At 65.8% G+C, this 16,856-nt stretch carries 21 protein-coding genes and 1 riboswitch; of the genes, 6 read left to right on the forward strand and 15 right to left on the reverse strand.

Translation table 11 applies throughout. The features are described 5' to 3' along the window. Nucleotides 1-4 precede the first annotated feature (4 nt). Genes QYS36_RS17650 through QYS36_RS17660 form a run of 3 tightly spaced genes read right to left on the reverse strand, consistent with a single transcriptional unit; the run spans nucleotide 5 to nucleotide 2,281 of the window. Nucleotides 5-664 carry an ABC transporter permease gene (locus tag QYS36_RS17650; RefSeq protein WP_308840722.1) on the reverse strand — a complete coding sequence of 220 codons (660 nt, stop codon included), beginning with the start codon at nucleotides 662-664 and terminating at the stop codon, nucleotides 5-7. A 1-nt stretch (nucleotide 665) separates the two neighbouring features. Next, a complete protein-coding gene (locus QYS36_RS17655) occupies nucleotides 666-1,556 on the reverse strand; it encodes a glycine betaine ABC transporter substrate-binding protein (RefSeq protein WP_308840723.1) in 891 nt (296 codons plus the stop codon). 11 nt (nucleotides 1,557-1,567) lie between these two features. Next, entirely contained in the window at nucleotides 1,568-2,281 is a 714-nt protein-coding gene (locus QYS36_RS17660) for an ABC transporter permease (protein WP_308840724.1), read from the reverse strand. A gap of 304 nt (nucleotides 2,282-2,585) precedes the next feature. On the opposite strand from QYS36_RS17660, the gene QYS36_RS17665 reads away from it, so the two are divergent. Next, nucleotides 2,586-3,860: a sodium:proton antiporter gene (locus tag QYS36_RS17665; RefSeq protein WP_308840725.1), complete on the forward strand. Its 1,275-nt coding sequence runs from the start codon at nucleotides 2,586-2,588 to the stop codon at nucleotides 3,858-3,860. 20 nt (nucleotides 3,861-3,880) lie between these two features. On the opposite strand, the gene QYS36_RS17670 is transcribed toward QYS36_RS17665, so the two are convergent. The 11 genes from QYS36_RS17670 to nrdR all read right to left on the reverse strand — a co-directional run bounded on the left by QYS36_RS17670 (nucleotide 3,881) and on the right by nrdR (nucleotide 12,194). Continuing rightward, on the reverse strand, nucleotides 3,881-4,525 hold the full coding sequence (locus QYS36_RS17670) for a TIGR02281 family clan AA aspartic protease (RefSeq protein ID WP_308840726.1): 645 nt from the start codon (nucleotides 4,523-4,525) through the stop codon (nucleotides 3,881-3,883). 15 nt (nucleotides 4,526-4,540) lie between these two features. Further along, nucleotides 4,541-5,263: a transporter substrate-binding domain-containing protein gene (locus QYS36_RS17675; protein ID WP_308840759.1), complete on the reverse strand. Its 723-nt coding sequence runs from the start codon at nucleotides 5,261-5,263 to the stop codon at nucleotides 4,541-4,543. A gap of 14 nt (nucleotides 5,264-5,277) precedes the next feature. Beyond that, a complete protein-coding gene (locus QYS36_RS17680; protein ID WP_308840727.1) occupies nucleotides 5,278-5,811 on the reverse strand; it encodes a phosphatidylglycerophosphatase A in 534 nt (177 codons plus the stop codon). Continuing rightward, complete coding sequence (gene thiL, locus QYS36_RS17685; protein WP_308840728.1) at nucleotides 5,804-6,769, reverse strand: thiamine-phosphate kinase; 966 nt, start codon at nucleotides 6,767-6,769, stop codon at nucleotides 5,804-5,806. The genes QYS36_RS17680 and thiL overlap by 8 nt, the downstream gene beginning before the upstream one ends. Before the next feature lie 5 nt (nucleotides 6,770-6,774). Further along, on the reverse strand, nucleotides 6,775-7,257 hold the full coding sequence (gene nusB, locus QYS36_RS17690; RefSeq protein WP_308840729.1) for a transcription antitermination factor NusB: 483 nt from the start codon (nucleotides 7,255-7,257) through the stop codon (nucleotides 6,775-6,777). After that, complete coding sequence (gene ribE / locus QYS36_RS17695) at nucleotides 7,254-7,730, reverse strand: 6,7-dimethyl-8-ribityllumazine synthase (protein WP_074890035.1); 477 nt, start codon at nucleotides 7,728-7,730, stop codon at nucleotides 7,254-7,256. Before ribE ends, nusB begins: the two co-directional genes overlap by 4 nt. A 99-nt stretch (nucleotides 7,731-7,829) precedes the next feature. Beyond that, nucleotides 7,830-8,921: a bifunctional 3,4-dihydroxy-2-butanone-4-phosphate synthase/GTP cyclohydrolase II gene (gene ribBA, locus QYS36_RS17700; RefSeq protein WP_308840730.1), complete on the reverse strand. Its 1,092-nt coding sequence runs from the start codon at nucleotides 8,919-8,921 to the stop codon at nucleotides 7,830-7,832. A gap of 13 nt (nucleotides 8,922-8,934) precedes the next feature. Then, a complete protein-coding gene (locus tag QYS36_RS17705; protein WP_308840731.1) occupies nucleotides 8,935-9,597 on the reverse strand; it encodes a riboflavin synthase in 663 nt (220 codons plus the stop codon). 12 nt (nucleotides 9,598-9,609) lie between these two features. After that, nucleotides 9,610-10,071 carry a 6,7-dimethyl-8-ribityllumazine synthase gene (locus QYS36_RS17710; protein WP_308840732.1) on the reverse strand — a complete coding sequence of 154 codons (462 nt, stop codon included), beginning with the start codon at nucleotides 10,069-10,071 and terminating at the stop codon, nucleotides 9,610-9,612. 92 nt (nucleotides 10,072-10,163) lie between these two features. After that, a riboswitch (FMN riboswitch) is annotated at nucleotides 10,164-10,320 on the reverse strand. Between the two features lie 289 nt (nucleotides 10,321-10,609). Further along, the gene (ribD, locus tag QYS36_RS17715) at nucleotides 10,610-11,728 is read right to left on the reverse strand and encodes a bifunctional diaminohydroxyphosphoribosylaminopyrimidine deaminase/5-amino-6-(5-phosphoribosylamino)uracil reductase RibD (RefSeq protein WP_308840733.1); all 1,119 of its coding nucleotides are present in this window, start codon (nucleotides 11,726-11,728) and stop codon (nucleotides 10,610-10,612) included. Nucleotide 11,729: 1 nt separating this feature from the next. Next, entirely contained in the window at nucleotides 11,730-12,194 is a 465-nt protein-coding gene (gene nrdR, locus QYS36_RS17720; RefSeq protein ID WP_070887146.1) for a transcriptional regulator NrdR, read from the reverse strand. Nucleotides 12,195-12,486: 292 nt separating this feature from the next. Here nrdR and QYS36_RS17725 point away from each other — a divergent pair, with 292 nt between their 5' ends. The 3 genes from QYS36_RS17725 (at nucleotide 12,487) to trxA (ending at nucleotide 14,535) form a co-directional block, all read left to right on the forward strand. Beyond that, complete coding sequence (locus tag QYS36_RS17725) at nucleotides 12,487-12,927, forward strand: YbaY family lipoprotein (RefSeq protein ID WP_308840734.1); 441 nt, start codon at nucleotides 12,487-12,489, stop codon at nucleotides 12,925-12,927. After that, nucleotides 12,924-13,586: a 50S ribosomal protein L11 methyltransferase gene (locus tag QYS36_RS17730; RefSeq protein ID WP_308840735.1), complete on the forward strand. Its 663-nt coding sequence runs from the start codon at nucleotides 12,924-12,926 to the stop codon at nucleotides 13,584-13,586. Before QYS36_RS17725 ends, QYS36_RS17730 begins: the two co-directional genes overlap by 4 nt. 76 nt (nucleotides 13,587-13,662) lie before the next feature. After that, nucleotides 13,663-14,535 carry a thioredoxin gene (trxA, locus tag QYS36_RS17735; RefSeq protein WP_308840736.1) on the forward strand — a complete coding sequence of 291 codons (873 nt, stop codon included), beginning with the start codon at nucleotides 13,663-13,665 and terminating at the stop codon, nucleotides 14,533-14,535. A 270-nt stretch (nucleotides 14,536-14,805) separates the two neighbouring features. Here the strand turns inward: trxA and QYS36_RS17740 are convergent, their stop codons facing one another. Further along, on the reverse strand, nucleotides 14,806-15,159 hold the full coding sequence (locus tag QYS36_RS17740) for a hypothetical protein (RefSeq protein ID WP_308840737.1): 354 nt from the start codon (nucleotides 15,157-15,159) through the stop codon (nucleotides 14,806-14,808). Between the two features lie 127 nt (nucleotides 15,160-15,286). On the opposite strand from QYS36_RS17740, the gene QYS36_RS17745 reads away from it, so the two are divergent. Together QYS36_RS17745 and QYS36_RS17750 are read left to right on the forward strand one after the other, a co-directional pair. Further along, nucleotides 15,287-15,871 carry a DUF2796 domain-containing protein gene (locus QYS36_RS17745; protein ID WP_308840738.1) on the forward strand — a complete coding sequence of 195 codons (585 nt, stop codon included), beginning with the start codon at nucleotides 15,287-15,289 and terminating at the stop codon, nucleotides 15,869-15,871. 276 nt (nucleotides 15,872-16,147) lie between these two features. Continuing rightward, nucleotides 16,148-16,855: an ABC transporter ATP-binding protein gene (locus QYS36_RS17750; RefSeq protein WP_308840739.1), complete on the forward strand. Its 708-nt coding sequence runs from the start codon at nucleotides 16,148-16,150 to the stop codon at nucleotides 16,853-16,855. Nucleotide 16,856: the final 1 nt, after the last annotated feature.

Below are 16,856 nucleotides of genomic sequence, written 5' to 3' on the forward strand. Positions count from 1 at the left end.
GTCCTCAGTGGGCGGCTTTCAGGCCACGGGGAGTGAGCGTTTTCTGCAGCCACTGCAAAAACAGGTCGGCGACGATGGCGAGCAGGCTCACCAGCACCGCGCCAACGAAAAGGGTGGCCATGTCGCTACGGCTGATGGCGGTGAGAATCAGCACGCCAAGGCCGCCGGCGCCGATGGTCGCGGCGATGGTCATCACCCCGATGTTCATCACCACGGCGGTGCGCACCCCGGCCAGGATCACCGGTACGGCAATCGGCAGGTCGACCATGCGCAGGCGCTGCCAGAAGCTCATGCCAATGCCCTTGCCGGCTTCGCGAATGCCCGGCTCGACGCTGGTCAGTGCCAGGTAGGTGTTGCGCAGGATCGGCAACAGCGAATACAGGAACACCGCGGTCACCGCCGGCAACGGGCCGAGGCCCTGGCCGAATTGCGAGTAGAAGGGCAGCAGCAGGCCGAACAGGGCGATGGCCGGCAGGGTCAGCACCACGGTGGCCAGGCCCTGCAGCGGCCCGGCGAGCCAGGGGAAGCGGGTCATCAGGATGCCCAGCGGCACGCCGATGAGGATCGCCAGGCCCACGGCGATGCCCACCAGGGCGACGTGTTCACCGGTCAGGCTGGCGACTTGCGCCCAGTCGATATGCTGGAAAGCGGTCATGAAATCCATGTCAGTTGCCCTCCCCGATCAGTTTTTCCTGACGCAGGAAATCGGCCGCTACTGCCGCAGGGGTTTCGCGATCCACGTCGACGCGGGCATTGAGGCGACGCATGGTGGCATCGTCCAGGCGCTCGGCGAGTGGCTTGAGCAGCGCTTCCAGCTCCGGGTGCTGCTTGAGGTAGTCGGCGTTGACCACGGGTGCGGCGGTGTAATCCGGGAAGTACTTGCGGTCATCCTCGAGCAGGCGCAGGCCGAAGGAGTCCAGGCGGCCATCGGTGGTGTACACCAGGCCGACGAACACCTGGTCGTTGCGCAGCGCCGTATACACCAGGCCCGGATCCATCTGGCGGATCTCGTTACGGGTGAAGCTCAGGCCGTACTCCTTGACCAACCCGTCGAGGCCGTCTGAGCGGTTGGCGAACTCGATATCCAGGGCCAACAGGCGGCTACCTTTGCCGGGCTTTTTCAGGGCCCCGGCCAGGTCACTGATGGTGTGGATGTCGGGATTTTCCTCAGCGACCTTTTCCGGCAGCGCCAGCGCATAGGTGTTGTTGAACCGCGACGGCGCCAGCCAGATCGCCCCGCTCTTGGCGTCCAGCTCCTTGACGCGCTGGTAGGCAGCCTCCTTGTCGAGGCGCTCGGTGACCTTGTTGTAGGCCACCAGCGAGGTGCCGGTGTACTCCCAGGTCAGGTCCAGCTGGCCGCTCTTCATGGCGTTCCAGGCGATGGTGCTGCCCAGGTTGCCGACGATGCGCGCCTGGTAGCCGTGGGGCCGCAGGTATTGGGCCGTGAGTTCGGAAAGGATCACCTGCTCGGTGAACACCTTGGCACCGATACGAATTTCCGCGGCCTGGCTGGTCGCCGCCAGCAGCAGGCCGAAGCACAAAACGAAAAACTTCATCATGGTTTCCTTCAACGGGCCACCCCACGCTCGAACCAGAAGCGGCTGGTGGCGGCCACCAGGCCATCGAGCAGCAGCGCCAGCAAGGCCGTGGCGGCGGCGCCGAGAATCAGCAGCGGCTGGTTCTCCAGGGCGATGGCGGGGAAGATCAGGCTGCCGAGGCTGTTGGCGCCGATCAGAAACACCAGCGGTGCGGTACCGACGTTCAGCGCCAGCGCCACGCGAATGCCACCGACGATGATCGGCACCGCATTGGGCAGTTCCACCCGCCAGAGCGCCTGGCGCGGCGTCATGCCGATGCCGGTGGCGGCCTCCTTGAGCGAACCCGGCACGTTGCGCAGCCCTTCGTAGGTGTTGCGCACGATGGGCAGCAGCGAGGCGAGAAACAGCGCGAGGATCGCCGGACCATTGCCAATGCCGACCACCGACAGGGCAATGGCCAGCACCGCCAGCGGCGGTACCGTGTTGCCGACGTTGAATACCTGCATGAAGCGTTCGGCGCTGTGCTCGCGGCCGGGCCGGCTGAGCAGGATGCCGGCCGGAATGCCGACCGCCAGGGCCGCCAGCATCGACACGAACACCAGGTACAGGTGCGCCTGCAGGTAGTAGATGAGGTCTTCGCGGTGCTGTGCGAGCACCGCCGGGGTGATCCAGTGGACCAGCAAGGCCAGTACTGCGACCAGCGCAACAGCGCCCAGCAGCACCTTGCCGAAGCTTTTCAGCATATGTCGACTCCAGTTAACGACCGCCGTTGGCGGGTCGAGCTGGCCGGATGCATTGCGCATCGGCCGTCCAATGCCGGCGGCTGGAGCATCTTGCGAGGATGCCCTTGATGCCAGGACGCACGCGCCCTGCAGCCTTCCGACCCATGGTTACTCGACCCTGGCGCGCCGCTTCGGTTCCGAATTTCTGCCATCGTTCTGCCATGGATCGGCGCCCATCTACCGCCACACATCCGGTTACAAGCCAGGTATCATCGGGCCTCCAGGATCGCCGGGAAGGCGAACATCAGCCGCCAAAGGAGACCCCGTGCTCGACCTCGTCGCCGCCTTCATCGTCCTCACCACCCTGCTCACCTACGTCAACTACCGCTTCATTCGCCTGCCGCCGACCATCGGTGTGATGGCCACCGCGCTGATCTTCTCGCTGGTCGTTCAGGGCCTGAGCCAGCTCGGCTATCCGCTGATCGAGCTGGAGGCGCAGGAGATCATCCGCCGCATCGATTTCTCCGACATCCTGATGACCTGGTTCCTGCCGGCCCTGCTGTTCGCCGGCGCCCTGCACGTGGACCTGCATGACCTGCGCAGCTACAAGTGGCCCATCGGCCTGCTGGCCACCGTCGGCGTGCTGATCGCCACCAGCGTGATCGCCACCCTGGCGTACTACATCTTCGCCCTGTTCGGCTGGCACGTGGACTTCATCTACTGTCTGCTGTTCGGCGCGCTGATCTCCCCCACCGACCCGATTGCGGTGATGGGCATCCTCAAGTCGGCCGGCGCGCCCAAACCGCTGGCCACCACCATCGTCGGCGAGTCGCTGTTCAACGACGGCACCGCGGTGGTGGTGTTCACCATCCTGCTCGGCATCCTGCAACTGGGCAGCACGCCGGATGCGGGCACCATCGGTATGCTGTTTCTTCACGAGGCGGTGGGCGGCGTGCTGGTCGGCGCCGCGCTGGGCTATGGCGTGCTACTGATGCTGCGCAGCATCGACCAGTACCAGGTGGAGGTGATGCTGACCCTGGCGCTGGTATTCGGCGGTGCGGCACTGGCATCACGCCTGCACGTCTCGGGGCCGATCGCCATGGTGGTGGCCGGCCTGATCATCGGCAACCTGGGCCGCAAGCACGCCATGTCGGATGAAACGCGCCGCTACGTGGACGGTTTCTGGGAACTGATCGACGAGATCCTCAACGCCTTGCTGTTCGCCCTGATCGGCCTGGAGTTGCTGCTGCTGCCGTTCTCCTGGCTGCACATCATCGCCGCCCTGGTGCTCGGCGGCGCGGTGCTGGTGGCACGCCTGCTGACAGTGGCCCCGGCGGTGCTGGTGATGCGCCGCCGCGCCGACGGCCGCCGGCAGGTGCCCCACGGGGCGATCCGCATCCTCACCTGGGGCGGGCTGCGTGGCGGCGTGTCGGTGGCGCTGGCCCTGTCACTGCCGCTGGGCGAGGAGCGCGACCTGTTGCTGAGCCTCACTTACATCGTGGTGCTCACCTCGATCCTGCTGCAGGGGCTGTCCATCGGCCCGCTGGTCAGCCGGCTCTACCGCGACCAGCCAAAGGCTGCGGTCGACGCTCAGCACTGAAGGCGCGGCGCTGCAGGGTTTTACAGGCGGGACTCGAGCACCAGCAGATTGTTCTCGACCCGCCAGCCGATGCGATTGAGAAAGCTCATGCCCAGCAGTGCCTCGGTGGGCGAGGCGCCTTCGAGTACCACCGCCTCGACGCCGAGCACCTGCAGCGAACCAACGCTGACCTTGTCGAGCATCACCCGCCAGCCCTTGGCCGTGCCACTGGCGGTGCTGACCTGAATCGGCTGGCCGCTGGTGCGGTAGTCGATACCCAGGCGGCGAGCATGGTTTTCATTGAGGGCCACCGAGGTGGCCCCGGTATCGACCAGGAACTGCTGGGCGCGGCCGTTGATCGCCCCCTCGGCCCAGTAGTGGCCGCCATTGCTGCGGGCGATGCTGAGGCTCTGTTTCTGCGGCGGCGCGAAACCTTCGGTGTTGTATTCGCGGCTCAGGCCGTAGCTGCGCTCGACACCCTCCACACGCAACACCGCGCCGCGGCTGTCGACGCTGACCACCTGCACGCCACCGGGCCCGGTCTGGCCGACACGCACCAGCTTGCGCTGGCCATCGACCGACAGCACCGCCGCGCCCGGAAACAGCCCGACCACCTGAACAGCCGGCGCCGCCAGCAGCAGTGGGGCCGCCAACAGGCCTGCCATGATCATCATCACTCGACGCATCCGTGCCTCTCCCGGCTATTCGAAGGGGTAATGCTCGCCCCAGCGCTCGAAGACCTCGCGCAGCTCACCCTGCTCGACGAGCTCGGCCATGCGCTGGTCGAACAGTTTAGCCAGCACGCGCCCGCGCGGCGTGTCGGAAAAGCCGATGTACAGGGGCAGCCGCAACAGGTCGGTAACCCGGTATTTGCCGCGGTCCGCGGCGCCAGCGAGCACCTGCTCGACCTCGGGGCGGGCATCGATGTAGTAATCGGCATGGCCCTGGTCGAGCATCGACAGGATGCCGCTGCGGCGTTGCAATTCGTTGTAGTGGGTGAGCCCGGGGATATAACGCTGGTACTCGTAGCCACGCATCCAGACCAGGCGCGAGCGGCGCAGCTCAGCCTGATCCGGCTCGGGCTTGGCGGCCACGCTCAGGGCGCTGATCAGGTCGGAGTCGTAATGCCAGGTCGGGTACACCACGCCACCGCTGACCTCGTTCTGGTAGGAAGCCACCCAGGCATCGGCTTCGCCGCGTTTCACCAGGCCGATGGATCGCGTGTAGGGCACGATCTGCATCTCCAGCTTGACGCCGGCTGGCTCGAACACCTTGCGCAGCACGTCCCAGGACAGGCCCGTGCCATCGGCGTTGATACGATCGAGCCAGACGTCACTGGCCATGCGGATGGACGGCGGCACGTCACTGCTCGCCTGGGCGCAAACGCCGATCGCCAACAACAGAGCCAGCCACACACCGCGCATCATCTGCCTCCTGATCAGGCAAAGCCGAGGCTGGCGGCCAGCCCATTGGCCCAGCCCCAGACCAGCAGTTGCATGGCCAGCCAGGCAAAGACCCCGGCCACCACGTCATCGAGCATGATGCCGAAACCACCGTGCACATGGCGATCGATCCAGCGAATCGGCCAGGGCTTGAGAATGTCGAAGAAGCGGAACATCAGAAAGCCCACCAGTATCCAGCCCCAGCCTTCGGGCACCAGCCACAGGGTGATCCACATGCCGACCATCTCGTCCCAGACGATGCCTTCGTGGTCATGCACGCGCAGGTCTTCGGCGACCTTGCCGCACAGCCAGGTGCCAAACAGCATGGTGATGCCGAGCATCAGCCAGTAGCCCCAATCCGGCAGCATCTGCCAGAGCGGGATGAACGGCACGGCGGCCAGCGAACCCCAGGTGCCTGGTGCCTTGGCGATGGTGCCGGTGCCGAAGCCGAAGGCCAGGAAATGCCATGGATTGCGCCATACCGAAGGTGGTACGAACTCGGCGGGGACTTGCTTGGGATGATCAGTCACGGTGCGTTCCGAAATGTTGGTAGCCACTGTGGCGTGGCTCGATGGCGCGGCCTTCGGCGTCCAACAGGTGCACGCCCTGTCCGGCCTCGACCCGACCGATCACCTGTACAGGCTGGCCCATGGCGCGTAGCGCGTCCAGTTTCTCGGCAGGCAGGGTAAAGGCAAGCACGTAGTCATCGCCACCCCCAAGCGCCAATTGACGTGCGCTTTGCTCACCCATGCAGGCCAGCAAAGCAGCTGACAGCGGCAGACGCTGCTGCTCGACGAGCAGCGCCACGCCGGACGCCCGAGCGATGTGCCCGCAATCGGCGAGCAGGCCATCGGAGACATCCAGCGCCGCCGTGGCGAGGCCGCGCAGGGCCTGGCCAAGCTGCAGCTGCGGCGCCGGCGACCAGTAATGGGCCAGCAACTCGGCGCTCCCCGGCTGCTCGGCCCGCTCGCCGAGCACGAACGACAACGCACCGGCAGCATTGCCCAGCGCGCCGCCGACACACAGCAGGTCGCCCGGCCGCGCGCCGGCGCGGGTCAGCGCCTGGCCAGCCGGCACGCGGCCGAATACGGTAAGGGTCAGGCTCAGGGGCCCGCGGGTGGTGTCACCGCCCACCAGGCGCACGCCGCATTGGCGCGCCATGCGTTCCAGGCCGGCGGTGAAATCGGCCAGCCAGGCGGAGCAAACCTCGGGAAGGGTCAGCGCCAGGGTGAACGCCAGGGGCGTCGCGCCCATGGCGGCCAGGTCACTGACTGCAACGGCCAGGGCGCGCTGGCCGAGCAGCTCACCCGGCGCGCCGGCCGGAAAATGCACACCGGCCACCAGGGTGTCGGTGGACACCGCCAGTTGCTCACCCGCCGGCACCTGCAGCAGGGCGCAGTCGTCACCGATTCCCAGCACCACCCCATCGGCCGCCTGCGCACAGGCGGCAGCGGCGAAGTAGTGACGAATCAGCTCGAACTCGCCCAAGGCACTCAGCGCTTGCTGTTGAAGTCGCGAACTTCGTCGGCGCGCAGGGTCGGCGCCAGCTTGTCGAGCACGCCGTTGACGAACTTGTGGCCGTCGGTGGCGCCGAACACCTTGGCCAGTTCGATGCCTTCGTTGATCACCACGCGGTACGGCACGTCGATGCGGTTACGCAGCTCGTAGGTGGACAGGCGCAGGATGGACAGCTCCACCGGGTCGATCTCGTCCAGCGGACGATCGAGCAGCGGCTCGAACAGGGCGTCGATTTCCGTCTTCTGGCGCGGCACGCCATGGAGGATCTCGTGGAAGTAGGCGCCATCGACCGCGCTGAAGTCGTTGTCGACGCGAAACTGCGCTTCGATCTCGTTCAGCGCCTGCCCGGCGATGTGCCAGGAGTACAGCGCCTGCATGGCCAGGGTACGCGCCTGACGGCGAGCCAGCAGCTTGGGGCTCGGGCCTTTTTTCACCGGCTTCTTGTCGTTCTGGCTCACTTGGCCTCCAACTGCGCCAGCAGGCTGACCATTTCCAGAGCAGACAGGGCAGCTTCGGCGCCCTTGTTGCCGGCCTTGGTGCCGGAGCGCTCGATGGCCTGCTCGATGGAATCGACGGTCAGCACGCCGAAGGCGACCGGCACGCCGAATTCCATGGACACCTGGGACAGGCCCTTGGTGCACTCGCCAGCCACGTATTCGAAGTGCGGGGTGCCGCCACGGATCACCGCGCCCAGGGCGATGATGGCGTTGTACTCACCCTGCTGGGCGACTTTCTGGGCAACCAGGGGGATTTCGAAGGCACCCGGCGCGCGGATGATGGTGATGTCGTCTTCGCTGATACCGTGGCGAACCAGGGCATCGACCGCGCCACTGACCAGGCTTTCGACCACGAAGCTGTTGAAGCGGCCGACCACCAGGGCGAAGCGGCCCTTGGGAGCGATGAAAGTACCTTCGATGGTCTTGAGTGTCATAGCGAGTTCTCGAGCTGTCTTAAAGAGCCAGGGCATGCCGCGGCAGGCCCTGAAAATGTGGCGATGAGTTGAAAATAGCTCACCGCGGTGGTCACCCCATTATTTCGGGGGCAGGTATTCTACAACTTCCAGGTCGAAACCGGATATCGCGTTGAACTTCATCGGCGCACTCATCAGGCGCATCTTGCGCACCCCCAGGTCACGCAGGATCTGCGAGCCGGCACCGACCGTGCTGTAGGTGCTTGGCGCCTTGCTGGTGGTCGTGCCACCCGCTTCGCGGATATGCGCCAGCACCTCGTCGCCGCCCAGCGAATGGCCGAGCAACAGCACCACCCCGCTGCCGGCCTCGGCCACTTCGGTCATCGCCGCGCGCAGGCTCCAGCGGCCCGGCTGGCGAACCATCAGCAGGTCGCGCATCGGGTCCATGTTGTGCACACGCACCAGGGTCGGCTGTTCGGCGCAGATGGTGCCCAGGGTCACGGCCATGTGCACGTCGCCCTCCACCGAATCGCGGTAGGTCACCAGGGTGAACTGGCCGACCTCACTGTCCAGCGGCTGCTCGGCGATGCGCTGTACGGTGCGCTCGTGAAGCATGCGGTAGTGGATCAGGTCGGCGATGGTGCCGATCTTGATACCGTGCTGGGCGGCGAATTCTTCCAGCTCAGGGCGACGGGCCATGGTGCCGTCGTCGTTCATGATCTCGCAGATCACGCCGCTCGGCTCATAACCGCCCATGCGTGCCAGGTCGCAGGCCGCCTCGGTGTGGCCAGCGCGGGCCAGCACGCCGCCGGGCTGGGCCATCAGCGGGAAGATGTGGCCGGGGCTGACGATGTCTTCGGCCACCGCGTTCTTCGCAGCGGCGGCCTGCACGGTACGTGCGCGGTCGGCCGCCGAGATGCCGGTGGTGACGCCTTCGGCCGCTTCGATGGACACGGTGAACTTGGTGCCGAAACCGGAACCGTTGCGTGGCGCCATCAGCGGCAGCTTGAGGGTTTCGCAACGCTCACGGGTCATCGGCATGCAGATCAGGCCGCGGGCGAAGCGCGCCATGAAGTTGATGTGCTCGGCGGTCACGCATTCGGAGGCGATGATCAGGTCGCCCTCGTTCTCGCGGTCTTCGTCATCCATGAGGATGACCATCTTGCCGGCGCGGATGTCTTCGACCAGCTCTTCGATACTGTTGAGTGCCATGGTGGCGGTGTCCTTAATGCTTCAGGTAGCCGTGTTCGGCGAGAAATCCTTCGGTGAGCCCCGAGCTGCTCGGCTCGGCGGCCTTGTCACCAAGCAGCAGGCGCTCCAGGTAACGGGCCAGCAGATCGACTTCGAGGTTGACCCGACGGCCGACGCGGTAGTCGGCCATGATGGTTTCGGCCAGGGTGTGCGGCACGATGGTCAGCTCGAACTCGGCGCCGTCCACGGCATTCACCGTCAGGCTGGTGCCGTCGACGGTGATCGAGCCCTTGTGGGCGATGTACTTGGCCAGCTCGCGCGGTGCGCGCACCTTGAACTGGATGGCGCGAGCGTTCTCCTCGCGGGAGACGATCTCGCCAACGCCGTCGACATGCCCGCTGACCAGATGGCCACCCAGGCGCGTGGTCGGCGTCAGGGCTTTCTCAAGGTTGACCCGGCTGCCACTCTGCAGATCGATGAAGGCGGTGCGCGCCAGGGTTTCGCGGCTGACGTCGGCCCAGAAGCCGTCACCCGGCAGCTCGACCGCAGTCAGGCACACGCCGTTGACCGCGATGCTGTCGCCGAGCACGACATCACTGAGGTCGAGCTTGGCGGTCTTCACGTAGACGCGCACATCGCCGCCCTTGGGGGTGATGGCGGCGATGCTACCGATGGATGCGATGATTCCGGTGAACATAAAGCCTCCTCGTCAGACCGGCAGTTCTTTGAGCTTGCGCAGCGTGTCGGCACAGGTCCGCGCCGCTTCGGCGCCCTTGACCACGAAATGCTCGCGGAAGAACGCCTGGTGCTCTTCGCCGGCATGGAAATGATGGGGCGTCAGCACCGCCGAGAACACCGGCACGTCGGTTTCCAGCTGCACCTGCATCAGGCCTTCGATCACCGCCTGGGCGACGAACTCGTGGCGGTAGATGCCGCCGTCGACCACCAGCCCGGCAGCGACGATGCCGGCGTAGCGGCCACTGTTGGCCAGGCGCTTGGCATGCAGGGGAATTTCGAAGGCGCCGCCGACTTCGAAGCAATCGATTTCGCTGGCCGCATAACCCTGGCGCTGCATTTCTTCGATAAAGGCGTGGCGCGACTGATCGACGATTTCGCGGTGCCAGCAGGCCTGCACGAAGGCAACCCGGCGCACGCTGTTAGAGGTGGACATGTTCGACTCCTGTTTATGGTTAAAACAGGGCAGCTTGGATCGATAGGGATGGTACGGACATGCAGCAGCCGGAGGGCCGCCTGGCCAGGCAATCCCGCTCTCTCTTCATCCGGACTATACCGTCGGCTCCGGAATCACACCGGATCTGCTCGACCCCGGGCGGCTGGTGCCGTACCGGGCGCTCGCGGGCTAGGCGCGTTGCGCGTCATTACCGCCGGTGGGGAATTACACCCCGCCCTGAGAACGTGTGGCTACGTGTCGCAGCCGACAGCGTTTTACCACACTTGCCGCGCCAGCGCACGGCGGCCCTGCCCAAGGGCCTGCTCACAATCCTCATGCAGGGCTTTGACTGCACCGTGGCGAGAGCGACCTGTCGTAGGGTGGACGACGCCTCATCCGTCCACCGCTCTGCGATCGCAATGGTGGATGAAAAGAGCGTCATCCACCCTACGGCTGAAGCCCACCAAATCGAACGACCGCTCTTGCCTTGTAGCTGACCGCGCACATGCCCAAGAAAGATCGCAAACAAACGGCGCATTCAACTCGCGCGATCCGGCACGGCGATGATGCGCCAGTCATCACCGACGGCGCGCATGTCGACGATCTTCAGGGCTGGCGCTTCGGCCATCTTGGCCAGGGGCAGATCCAGCAAGGGGCGGGCACTGGAGCCAAGGAACTTGGGCGCGACGAACAGCTGGTACTCATCGACCAGCCCAAGGCGGGCGAAGGCACCGGCCAGCTTCGGCCCGGCTTCGACCAATACCTCGTTGGCGCCGCGCGCGGCCAGCTCCAGCAGCAGCTTGCGCAGGTCGACATGGCCATTGCTGCCGGGCATGGCCAGCAGTTCATGGCCATCATCCAGATAACGACAGCGTGAGGTCGCCGCTGCGCAGGTCGCCACCAGCGCCGGGCCGGCCTGGAAGAACGGCGCGCTGAGCGGCACCCGCAGGCGCCCGTCGACCAGCACGCGCAACGGCGGCCTAACCTGGGCCAAAGCGGTCAGCTCGGCGCCCAGGCCGAGTTCTTCCGGGCGCACGGTCAGGCGCGCAGCGTCGGCCAGCAGCGTATCGGCGCCGCTGAGCACCACACTGGATCGCGCCCGCAGGCGCTGCACCGCGGCACGCGCCGCCGGCCCGGTGATCCACTGGCTCTCGCCACTGGCCATGGCGGTGCGCCCATCCAGGCTCATTGCCAGTTTGACGCGCACCAGCGGCAGGCCGCTTTCCATACGTTTGATAAAGCCGGCATTCAGCGCCCGCGCCTCGACCTCCAGCACGCCGCCCTGCACGGCGATGCCGGCATTCATCAGGCGCAGCAGGCCGCGGCCCGCCACTTCGGGATTGGGATCCTGCATGGCGGCCACCACGCGGGTGATGCCAGCGGCGATCAGCGCATCGGCGCACGGCGGCGTGCGGCCATGATGGCTGCACGGCTCCAACGTCACGTAGGCGGTGGCGCCGCGGGCCTTGTCGCCGGCCTGGCGCAGCGCATGCACTTCGGCATGGGGCTCACCGGCCTTGGCGTGCCAGCCTTCGCCGACGATCTTGCCATCGCGCACGATCACGCAGCCGACTCGCGGGTTGGGGTGGGTGGAATACAGCCCCTTGCGCGCCAGCTCGAGGGCGCGCGCCATGAATGCGTGGTCGCTGTTGCTCATCTCAATCCTGATTCGGCTCGCGGGAAAGACGGTCGATTTCCTCGCGGAATTCGTTGAGGTCCTGGAAGCGGCGGTACACCGAGGCGAAGCGGATATAGGCCACTTCGTCGAGCTTCTGCAGCTCGGTCATCACCAGCTCGCCGAGCACCAGCGACTTGACCTCGCGCTCGCCGGTGGCACGCAGGCGGTGCTTGATATGGGCGATGGCCGCCTCCAGCCGCTCGATGCTCACCGGGCGCTTCTCCAGCGCCCGCTGCATGCCGGCACGCAGCTTGTCCTCGTCGAAGGGCTGACGGCTGCCGTCCTGCTTGATCAGCCGAGGCATCACCAGCTCGGCGGTTTCGAAGGTGGTGAAGCGCTCACCGCAAGCCAGGCACTCGCGGCGACGGCGCACCTGATCACCCTCGGCGACCAGACGCGAATCGATGACTTTGGTGTCGTTGGCGGAGCAGAACGGGCAATGCATGGCTGGAAACTGTCGCGGGCAGGAAAGCCCGCATGGTAGCGCATCAGCACCGCCCGGCGCCAAGCGCCTGGATGCAGGCTGGGTGAAAACTACTGCGCCTGGTCATGCTGGGTTAAAAACCGGCTCAAAATGCGCATTCACACCAGGTTGACTGCGCTTTTTCGCCGATCTTTGCTTGACCTGACCTTCGCTCGCTACGCGTTCACCACAGCCTGGGCGTGGGCGCTTTCCTTTGCATTCAACGCCGGCTATGGCGAGAATCCAGGCATTACCCGTTTGCCAGGATCCTCCGATGCCATTGCGCCCGCTCGCCCTGCTCTGCTTTGCCTCTCTGCTCGCTGCCTGCGCCGGGGAAACACCACCGCCGGCCGTCACTGCGCCGACCCCCGCCGTCAAAGCCGAGCAGCCGGCGCCAACCCCGGCTCACCTGCGTGAACTCACCGGCACCCTGCTCGATGTACCGGCAGGCGCCGATGTCGAGCTGGCCTTGCTGACCATCAACGAGCGCGGCCTGCCGCACAAGCTGCTCGGCAATATCCAGCTGCGCGGCACCGGCGCGCCACTGCCGTTTCGCCTGCAGTTCAACCCGGAGAACTTCAACCAGGGCATTCGCGTGGAACTGCGCGGGCGCGTCCATCAGTCCGGCAAGCTGGTGCTGCACATGCCCAACCAGCTGATTCGTGAGCCGCAAAGCCAGGCGCTTGGCGAAGTCCGCGTGACCCCGGCGCTGTGAGCCCACCGCAGCACCTGCAGGCCGCCCTGCGCGAACTGCTCGGCGACGCACGACTGAGCGCTACCGTTGTGCCGGATACCGACCTGCGCCTGTGGCTGATCGACCCGGCGAACATGGACCGCTGCTTCAGCCCGGAAGAAACCCGGCGCATTCTCGACGAGCCACCCTACTGGTGCTTCTGCTGGGCCAGCGGCCTAGTGCTGGTGGATTGGCTGGCGCGTAATCCCGAGTGGGTACGCGGCAAACGGGTGCTGGATCTGGGCGCAGGCTCGGGCGTGGCCGCCATTGCCGCGGCCCGCGCGGGCGCCGCCCAGGTGGTGGCCTGTGATCTGGATCCGCTGGCCCTCGCTGCCTGCCGGGCCAATGCCGCGCTCAATGACGTGCAGCTGCAGTATTCCAGCGACCTGTTCAGCGAACCCCGCGACTATGACCTGGCCATCGTCGCCGACGTGCTCTACGACCGCAGCAACCTGCCGTTGCTCGACCGCGTGCTGGAGCACGCCCGCGAAGTGCTGGTGGCCGACTCACGGGTACGCGATTTCAACCATCCGCGCTACCGGCGTATCGCCGGGTTGCAGGGCTGCACCTGGCCTGATCTGGCCGAGCCGGAAACCTTCCGACACGTCAGCCTGTATCACGCCGAAGCAGAGGCCTTGTAGCCTTGCAACGGCGCCCACACTTATAGTCACACCTATATAGAGCCACACTCACTTTTCGCCGGGACAGAGACCGACCATGAGCGACACCCCCTACATCTTCGATATCAATGGCGCTGCCCAGTTTGAACAACTGGTGATCGAGAACTCGTTCACCACGCCGGTGCTGGTCGACTTCTGGGCCGAATGGTGCGCGCCCTGCAAAGCGCTGATGCCGGTGCTGGCGCAGATCACCGAGGGCTACCAGGGCGAGCTGCTGCTGGCCAAGGTGAACTGCGACGTCGAGCAGGAAATCGTCGCCCGCTTCGGCATCCGCAGCCTGCCCACCGTGGTGCTGTTCAAGGACGGCCAGCCGGTCGACGGCTTCCAGGGCGCCCAGCCGGAATCGGCGATCCGCGCCCTGCTGCAACCCCATGTCGCCGAGCCGCAAGCGCCCCAGGCCGACCTGCTGGAAATGGCCCAGACGGCCTTCGCCGACGGCCGTATCGGCGAGGCCGAAGCGGCGCTCAAGGAATTGCTGACGGAAAACAACGAGAACGCCGCGGCGCTGATTCTCTATGCCCGCTGCCTGGCCGAACGTGGCGAGCTGAGCGAAGCCGAGCAGGTGCTCGACGCGGTGAAGGGTGATGAACACAAGCAGGCCCTCGCCGGCGCCCGCGCGCAGATCACCTTCCTGCGCCAAGCAGCCGACCTGCCGGACGCCGCCACCCTGAAGAGCCGCCTGGCACAGAATGGCGAAGATGACGAAGCCACCTACCAGCTGGCCATCCAGCAGCTCGCCCGCCAGCAGTACGAACCGGCCCTGGATGCGTTGCTGAAGCTGTTCGTGCGTAATCGTAATTACGCCGACGGCCTGCCACACCAGACCCTGCTGCAGGTGTTCGACCTGCTCGGCAACGACAACCCACTGGTCACCACCTACCGCCGCCGGGTCTACCAGGCACTGTACTAAGCGCCTGTTCACGATCGTCAACCGGGCTTTATCCATTTTGCCCGCAACACGGCGGGAGCGGCCGGCCACCACTTGTGGGAACGGGCCATGCCCGTGATTTCGCGGGCATGGCCCGCTCCCACAGGTACTGCATCGATGCCTGCTTCTGCCTTGCAGTTGCCCCCTGCGGATGCCCGGATAGATGACCAACAGGCTCTAAGAACCTGGCGCTAAGCGCAGCGATGCCGGGGCAATCGCCCGGACATGCCGCGCTCACCCCGGCAACCTGAACTACGCCTCCCCTACCCAGCAATAAACCGGTGCATCGGCACCGGTTTCCATGCGCACCTGCTCGCAATGGCGCAGGCGTACCAGCAGGCGCTTGCCGGCTACTTCGCCGCCGGCCAGCGCTGCCAGTTGCGCCAGCAACTGCGGCCCTTCGATACGCCCGGCGCGGCGCAACAGCTCCAGCACCGTTTGCCACTGGCCATCCTGATCCGCCTGAGCCGGCGCTGGCGTGACCGCCGCTGGGCTTTGCGCTGCCAGGTTCGGCACGGCCGCCGCCAACTGCGCCCAATCCTGTGGATCCAGCTCCACCGTCAGGTCTACCGGCCAGTCGCCGATCCGCCCGCGAATACGCACCATGTCTATCTCCTCAGTCGATGCGCCATGCTCCCACGGGCGGACAGGCAAACCAAGCGGCTCTACCACGGGAGAAAAATTTGTTATAACGTATCAATCCATCCCAGCCCTCACCGTACCGGAGCCTTCCATGCGCCACCTGCTGCTTGCCCTGCCTTTCGCCCTGCTGCCCCTGGCCGCCGCCCAGGCCCACGATGACCATGAACACGGCAGCCTCGGCAAACACGAACACGGCGTCGCCACCCTGAACGTGGCGCTGGAAGGCAGCACCCTGGAAATCGAGCTGCAAAGCCCGGCGATGAACATCGTCGGTTTCGAGCATGCCGCCAGCAGCGAGGCCGACAAGAAGACCGTCGCCGCCGCCCGCGCCCTGCTGGAAAAGCCCCTGGCCCTGTTCAGCCTGCCCGCCGCCGCCGGTTGCAGCCTGAGTGAAAACGAAGTGCGCAGCCCGCTGTTCGGCAACGCCGAAGCCGACCACGACCACGACCACGACCACGACGAGCATGCGGACGGCGACGAGCATCACCACGAGCACAGCGACATCGACGCCGACTACAGCTTCACCTGCAAGCAACCTGGCGAGCTGAAGACCCTTGACCTGTCGGCCTTCTACAAGCAGTTCCCGGCCACCCAGAAAATCAACGTGCAGTTGATCGGCCCGAGCGGCCAGCAGGGCGTCGAGTCGACCCCGGCCAATCCGCGCCTGAGCTTCTAAACCGTAGAGCCGATTCACGCTTTAGCTGCAGTGGCAACAAAGTGACGAGAGCCACCCTTCGTAGGGTGGACGACGCTTCACCCGTCCACCGCTCTGCGATCGCAATGGTGGACAAAAAGAGCGCTGTCCACCCTACGCAGGGAGCCTTCCGCTTCTGCCTTGTAGCTGCATATTCGCCGGCAAAGCCATTTTTAGCGTGTCGCAACATATCCGGTTCGGTATCCATACCTAGGACTGGCACACTTACCCCTTTCACCTCCAGCGCCAGCAGTCCCCATGACCACAGCACTGATCGAACTCACCGACCTCGGCTTCGCCTGGCCCGGCCAGGACGAGCTCCTGGATATCCCCAATTTTCATCTGCAGCACAGTGAGACCCTGTTTCTCAAGGGCCCCAGCGGCAGCGGCAAGACCACCCTGCTGGGCTTGCTCGGCGGCGTGCAGAAACCCGGCCGCGGCAGCATTCGCCTGCTCGGCGAAGACCTGGCCACGCTCTCGGCGGCGCGCCGGGATCGCTTTCGCGTCGACCATACCGGCTACATCTTCCAGCAATTCAACCTGCTGCCCTTCTTGAGCGTGCGCGACAACGTCGAGCTGCCCTGCCGCTTCTCACCCTTGAGGGCCAAGCGTGCCGCCCAGCGTTACGGCAGTGTCGATCAGGCCGCCGGCAAGCTGCTGGAGCACCTGGGTTTGCGCCCCGAGCTGCTGGAGCGACGCGCCGATTCGCTGTCCATCGGCCAGCAGCAACGGGTCGCCGCCGCCCGCGCGCTGATTGGCCAGCCGGAGCTGGTGATCGCCGACGAGCCGACCTCGGCACTCGACGCCGATGCCCGCCAGGCGTTTCTCGAACTGTTGTTCGGCGAATGCCGCGACGTTGGCGCCAGCCTGCTGTTCGTCAGCCACGACCAGAGCCTGGCGGCGTTGTTCGACCGCAGCCTGTCGCTGAGTGAGCTCAACCGCGCCAGCAAAGCAGAGGAGGTCTGAG

Source organism: Pseudomonas sp. G34 (genome assembly GCF_031119625.1).
In the GTDB taxonomy this organism is placed as follows: domain Bacteria; phylum Pseudomonadota; class Gammaproteobacteria; order Pseudomonadales; family Pseudomonadaceae; genus Aquipseudomonas.

What these genes read in the sequence shown, in the direction of transcription:
- QYS36_RS17650 (WP_308840722.1), bottom strand. Translation starts at nt 664, where the DNA reads ATGGATTTCATGACCGCTTTCCAGCATATCGACTGGGCGCAAGTCGCC.
- QYS36_RS17655 (WP_308840723.1), bottom strand. Translation starts at nt 1,556, where the DNA reads ATGAAGTTTTTCGTTTTGTGCTTCGGCCTGCTGCTGGCGGCGACCAGC.
- QYS36_RS17660 (WP_308840724.1), bottom strand. Translation starts at nt 2,281, where the DNA reads ATGCTGAAAAGCTTCGGCAAGGTGCTGCTGGGCGCTGTTGCGCTGGTC.
- QYS36_RS17670 (WP_308840726.1), bottom strand. Translation starts at nt 4,525, where the DNA reads ATGCGTCGAGTGATGATGATCATGGCAGGCCTGTTGGCGGCCCCACTG.
- QYS36_RS17675 (WP_308840759.1), bottom strand. Translation starts at nt 5,263, where the DNA reads ATGCGCGGTGTGTGGCTGGCTCTGTTGTTGGCGATCGGCGTTTGCGCC.
- ribE (WP_074890035.1), bottom strand. Translation starts at nt 7,730, where the DNA reads ATGACACTCAAGACCATCGAAGGTACTTTCATCGCTCCCAAGGGCCGC.
- ribBA (WP_308840730.1), bottom strand. Translation starts at nt 8,921, where the DNA reads ATGGCACTCAACAGTATCGAAGAGCTGGTCGAAGACATCCGCGCCGGC.
- QYS36_RS17705 (WP_308840731.1), bottom strand. Translation starts at nt 9,597, where the DNA reads ATGTTCACCGGAATCATCGCATCCATCGGTAGCATCGCCGCCATCACC.
- QYS36_RS17710 (WP_308840732.1), bottom strand. Translation starts at nt 10,071, where the DNA reads ATGTCCACCTCTAACAGCGTGCGCCGGGTTGCCTTCGTGCAGGCCTGC.
- ribD (WP_308840733.1), bottom strand. Translation starts at nt 11,728, where the DNA reads ATGAGCAACAGCGACCACGCATTCATGGCGCGCGCCCTCGAGCTGGCG.
- nrdR (WP_070887146.1), bottom strand. Translation starts at nt 12,194, where the DNA reads ATGCATTGCCCGTTCTGCTCCGCCAACGACACCAAAGTCATCGATTCG.
- QYS36_RS17725 (WP_308840734.1), top strand. Translation starts at nt 12,487, where the DNA reads ATGCCATTGCGCCCGCTCGCCCTGCTCTGCTTTGCCTCTCTGCTCGCT.
- trxA (WP_308840736.1), top strand. Translation starts at nt 13,663, where the DNA reads ATGAGCGACACCCCCTACATCTTCGATATCAATGGCGCTGCCCAGTTT.
- QYS36_RS17740 (WP_308840737.1), bottom strand. Translation starts at nt 15,159, where the DNA reads ATGGTGCGTATTCGCGGGCGGATCGGCGACTGGCCGGTAGACCTGACG.
- QYS36_RS17745 (WP_308840738.1), top strand. Translation starts at nt 15,287, where the DNA reads ATGCGCCACCTGCTGCTTGCCCTGCCTTTCGCCCTGCTGCCCCTGGCC.
- QYS36_RS17750 (WP_308840739.1), top strand. Translation starts at nt 16,148, where the DNA reads ATGACCACAGCACTGATCGAACTCACCGACCTCGGCTTCGCCTGGCCC.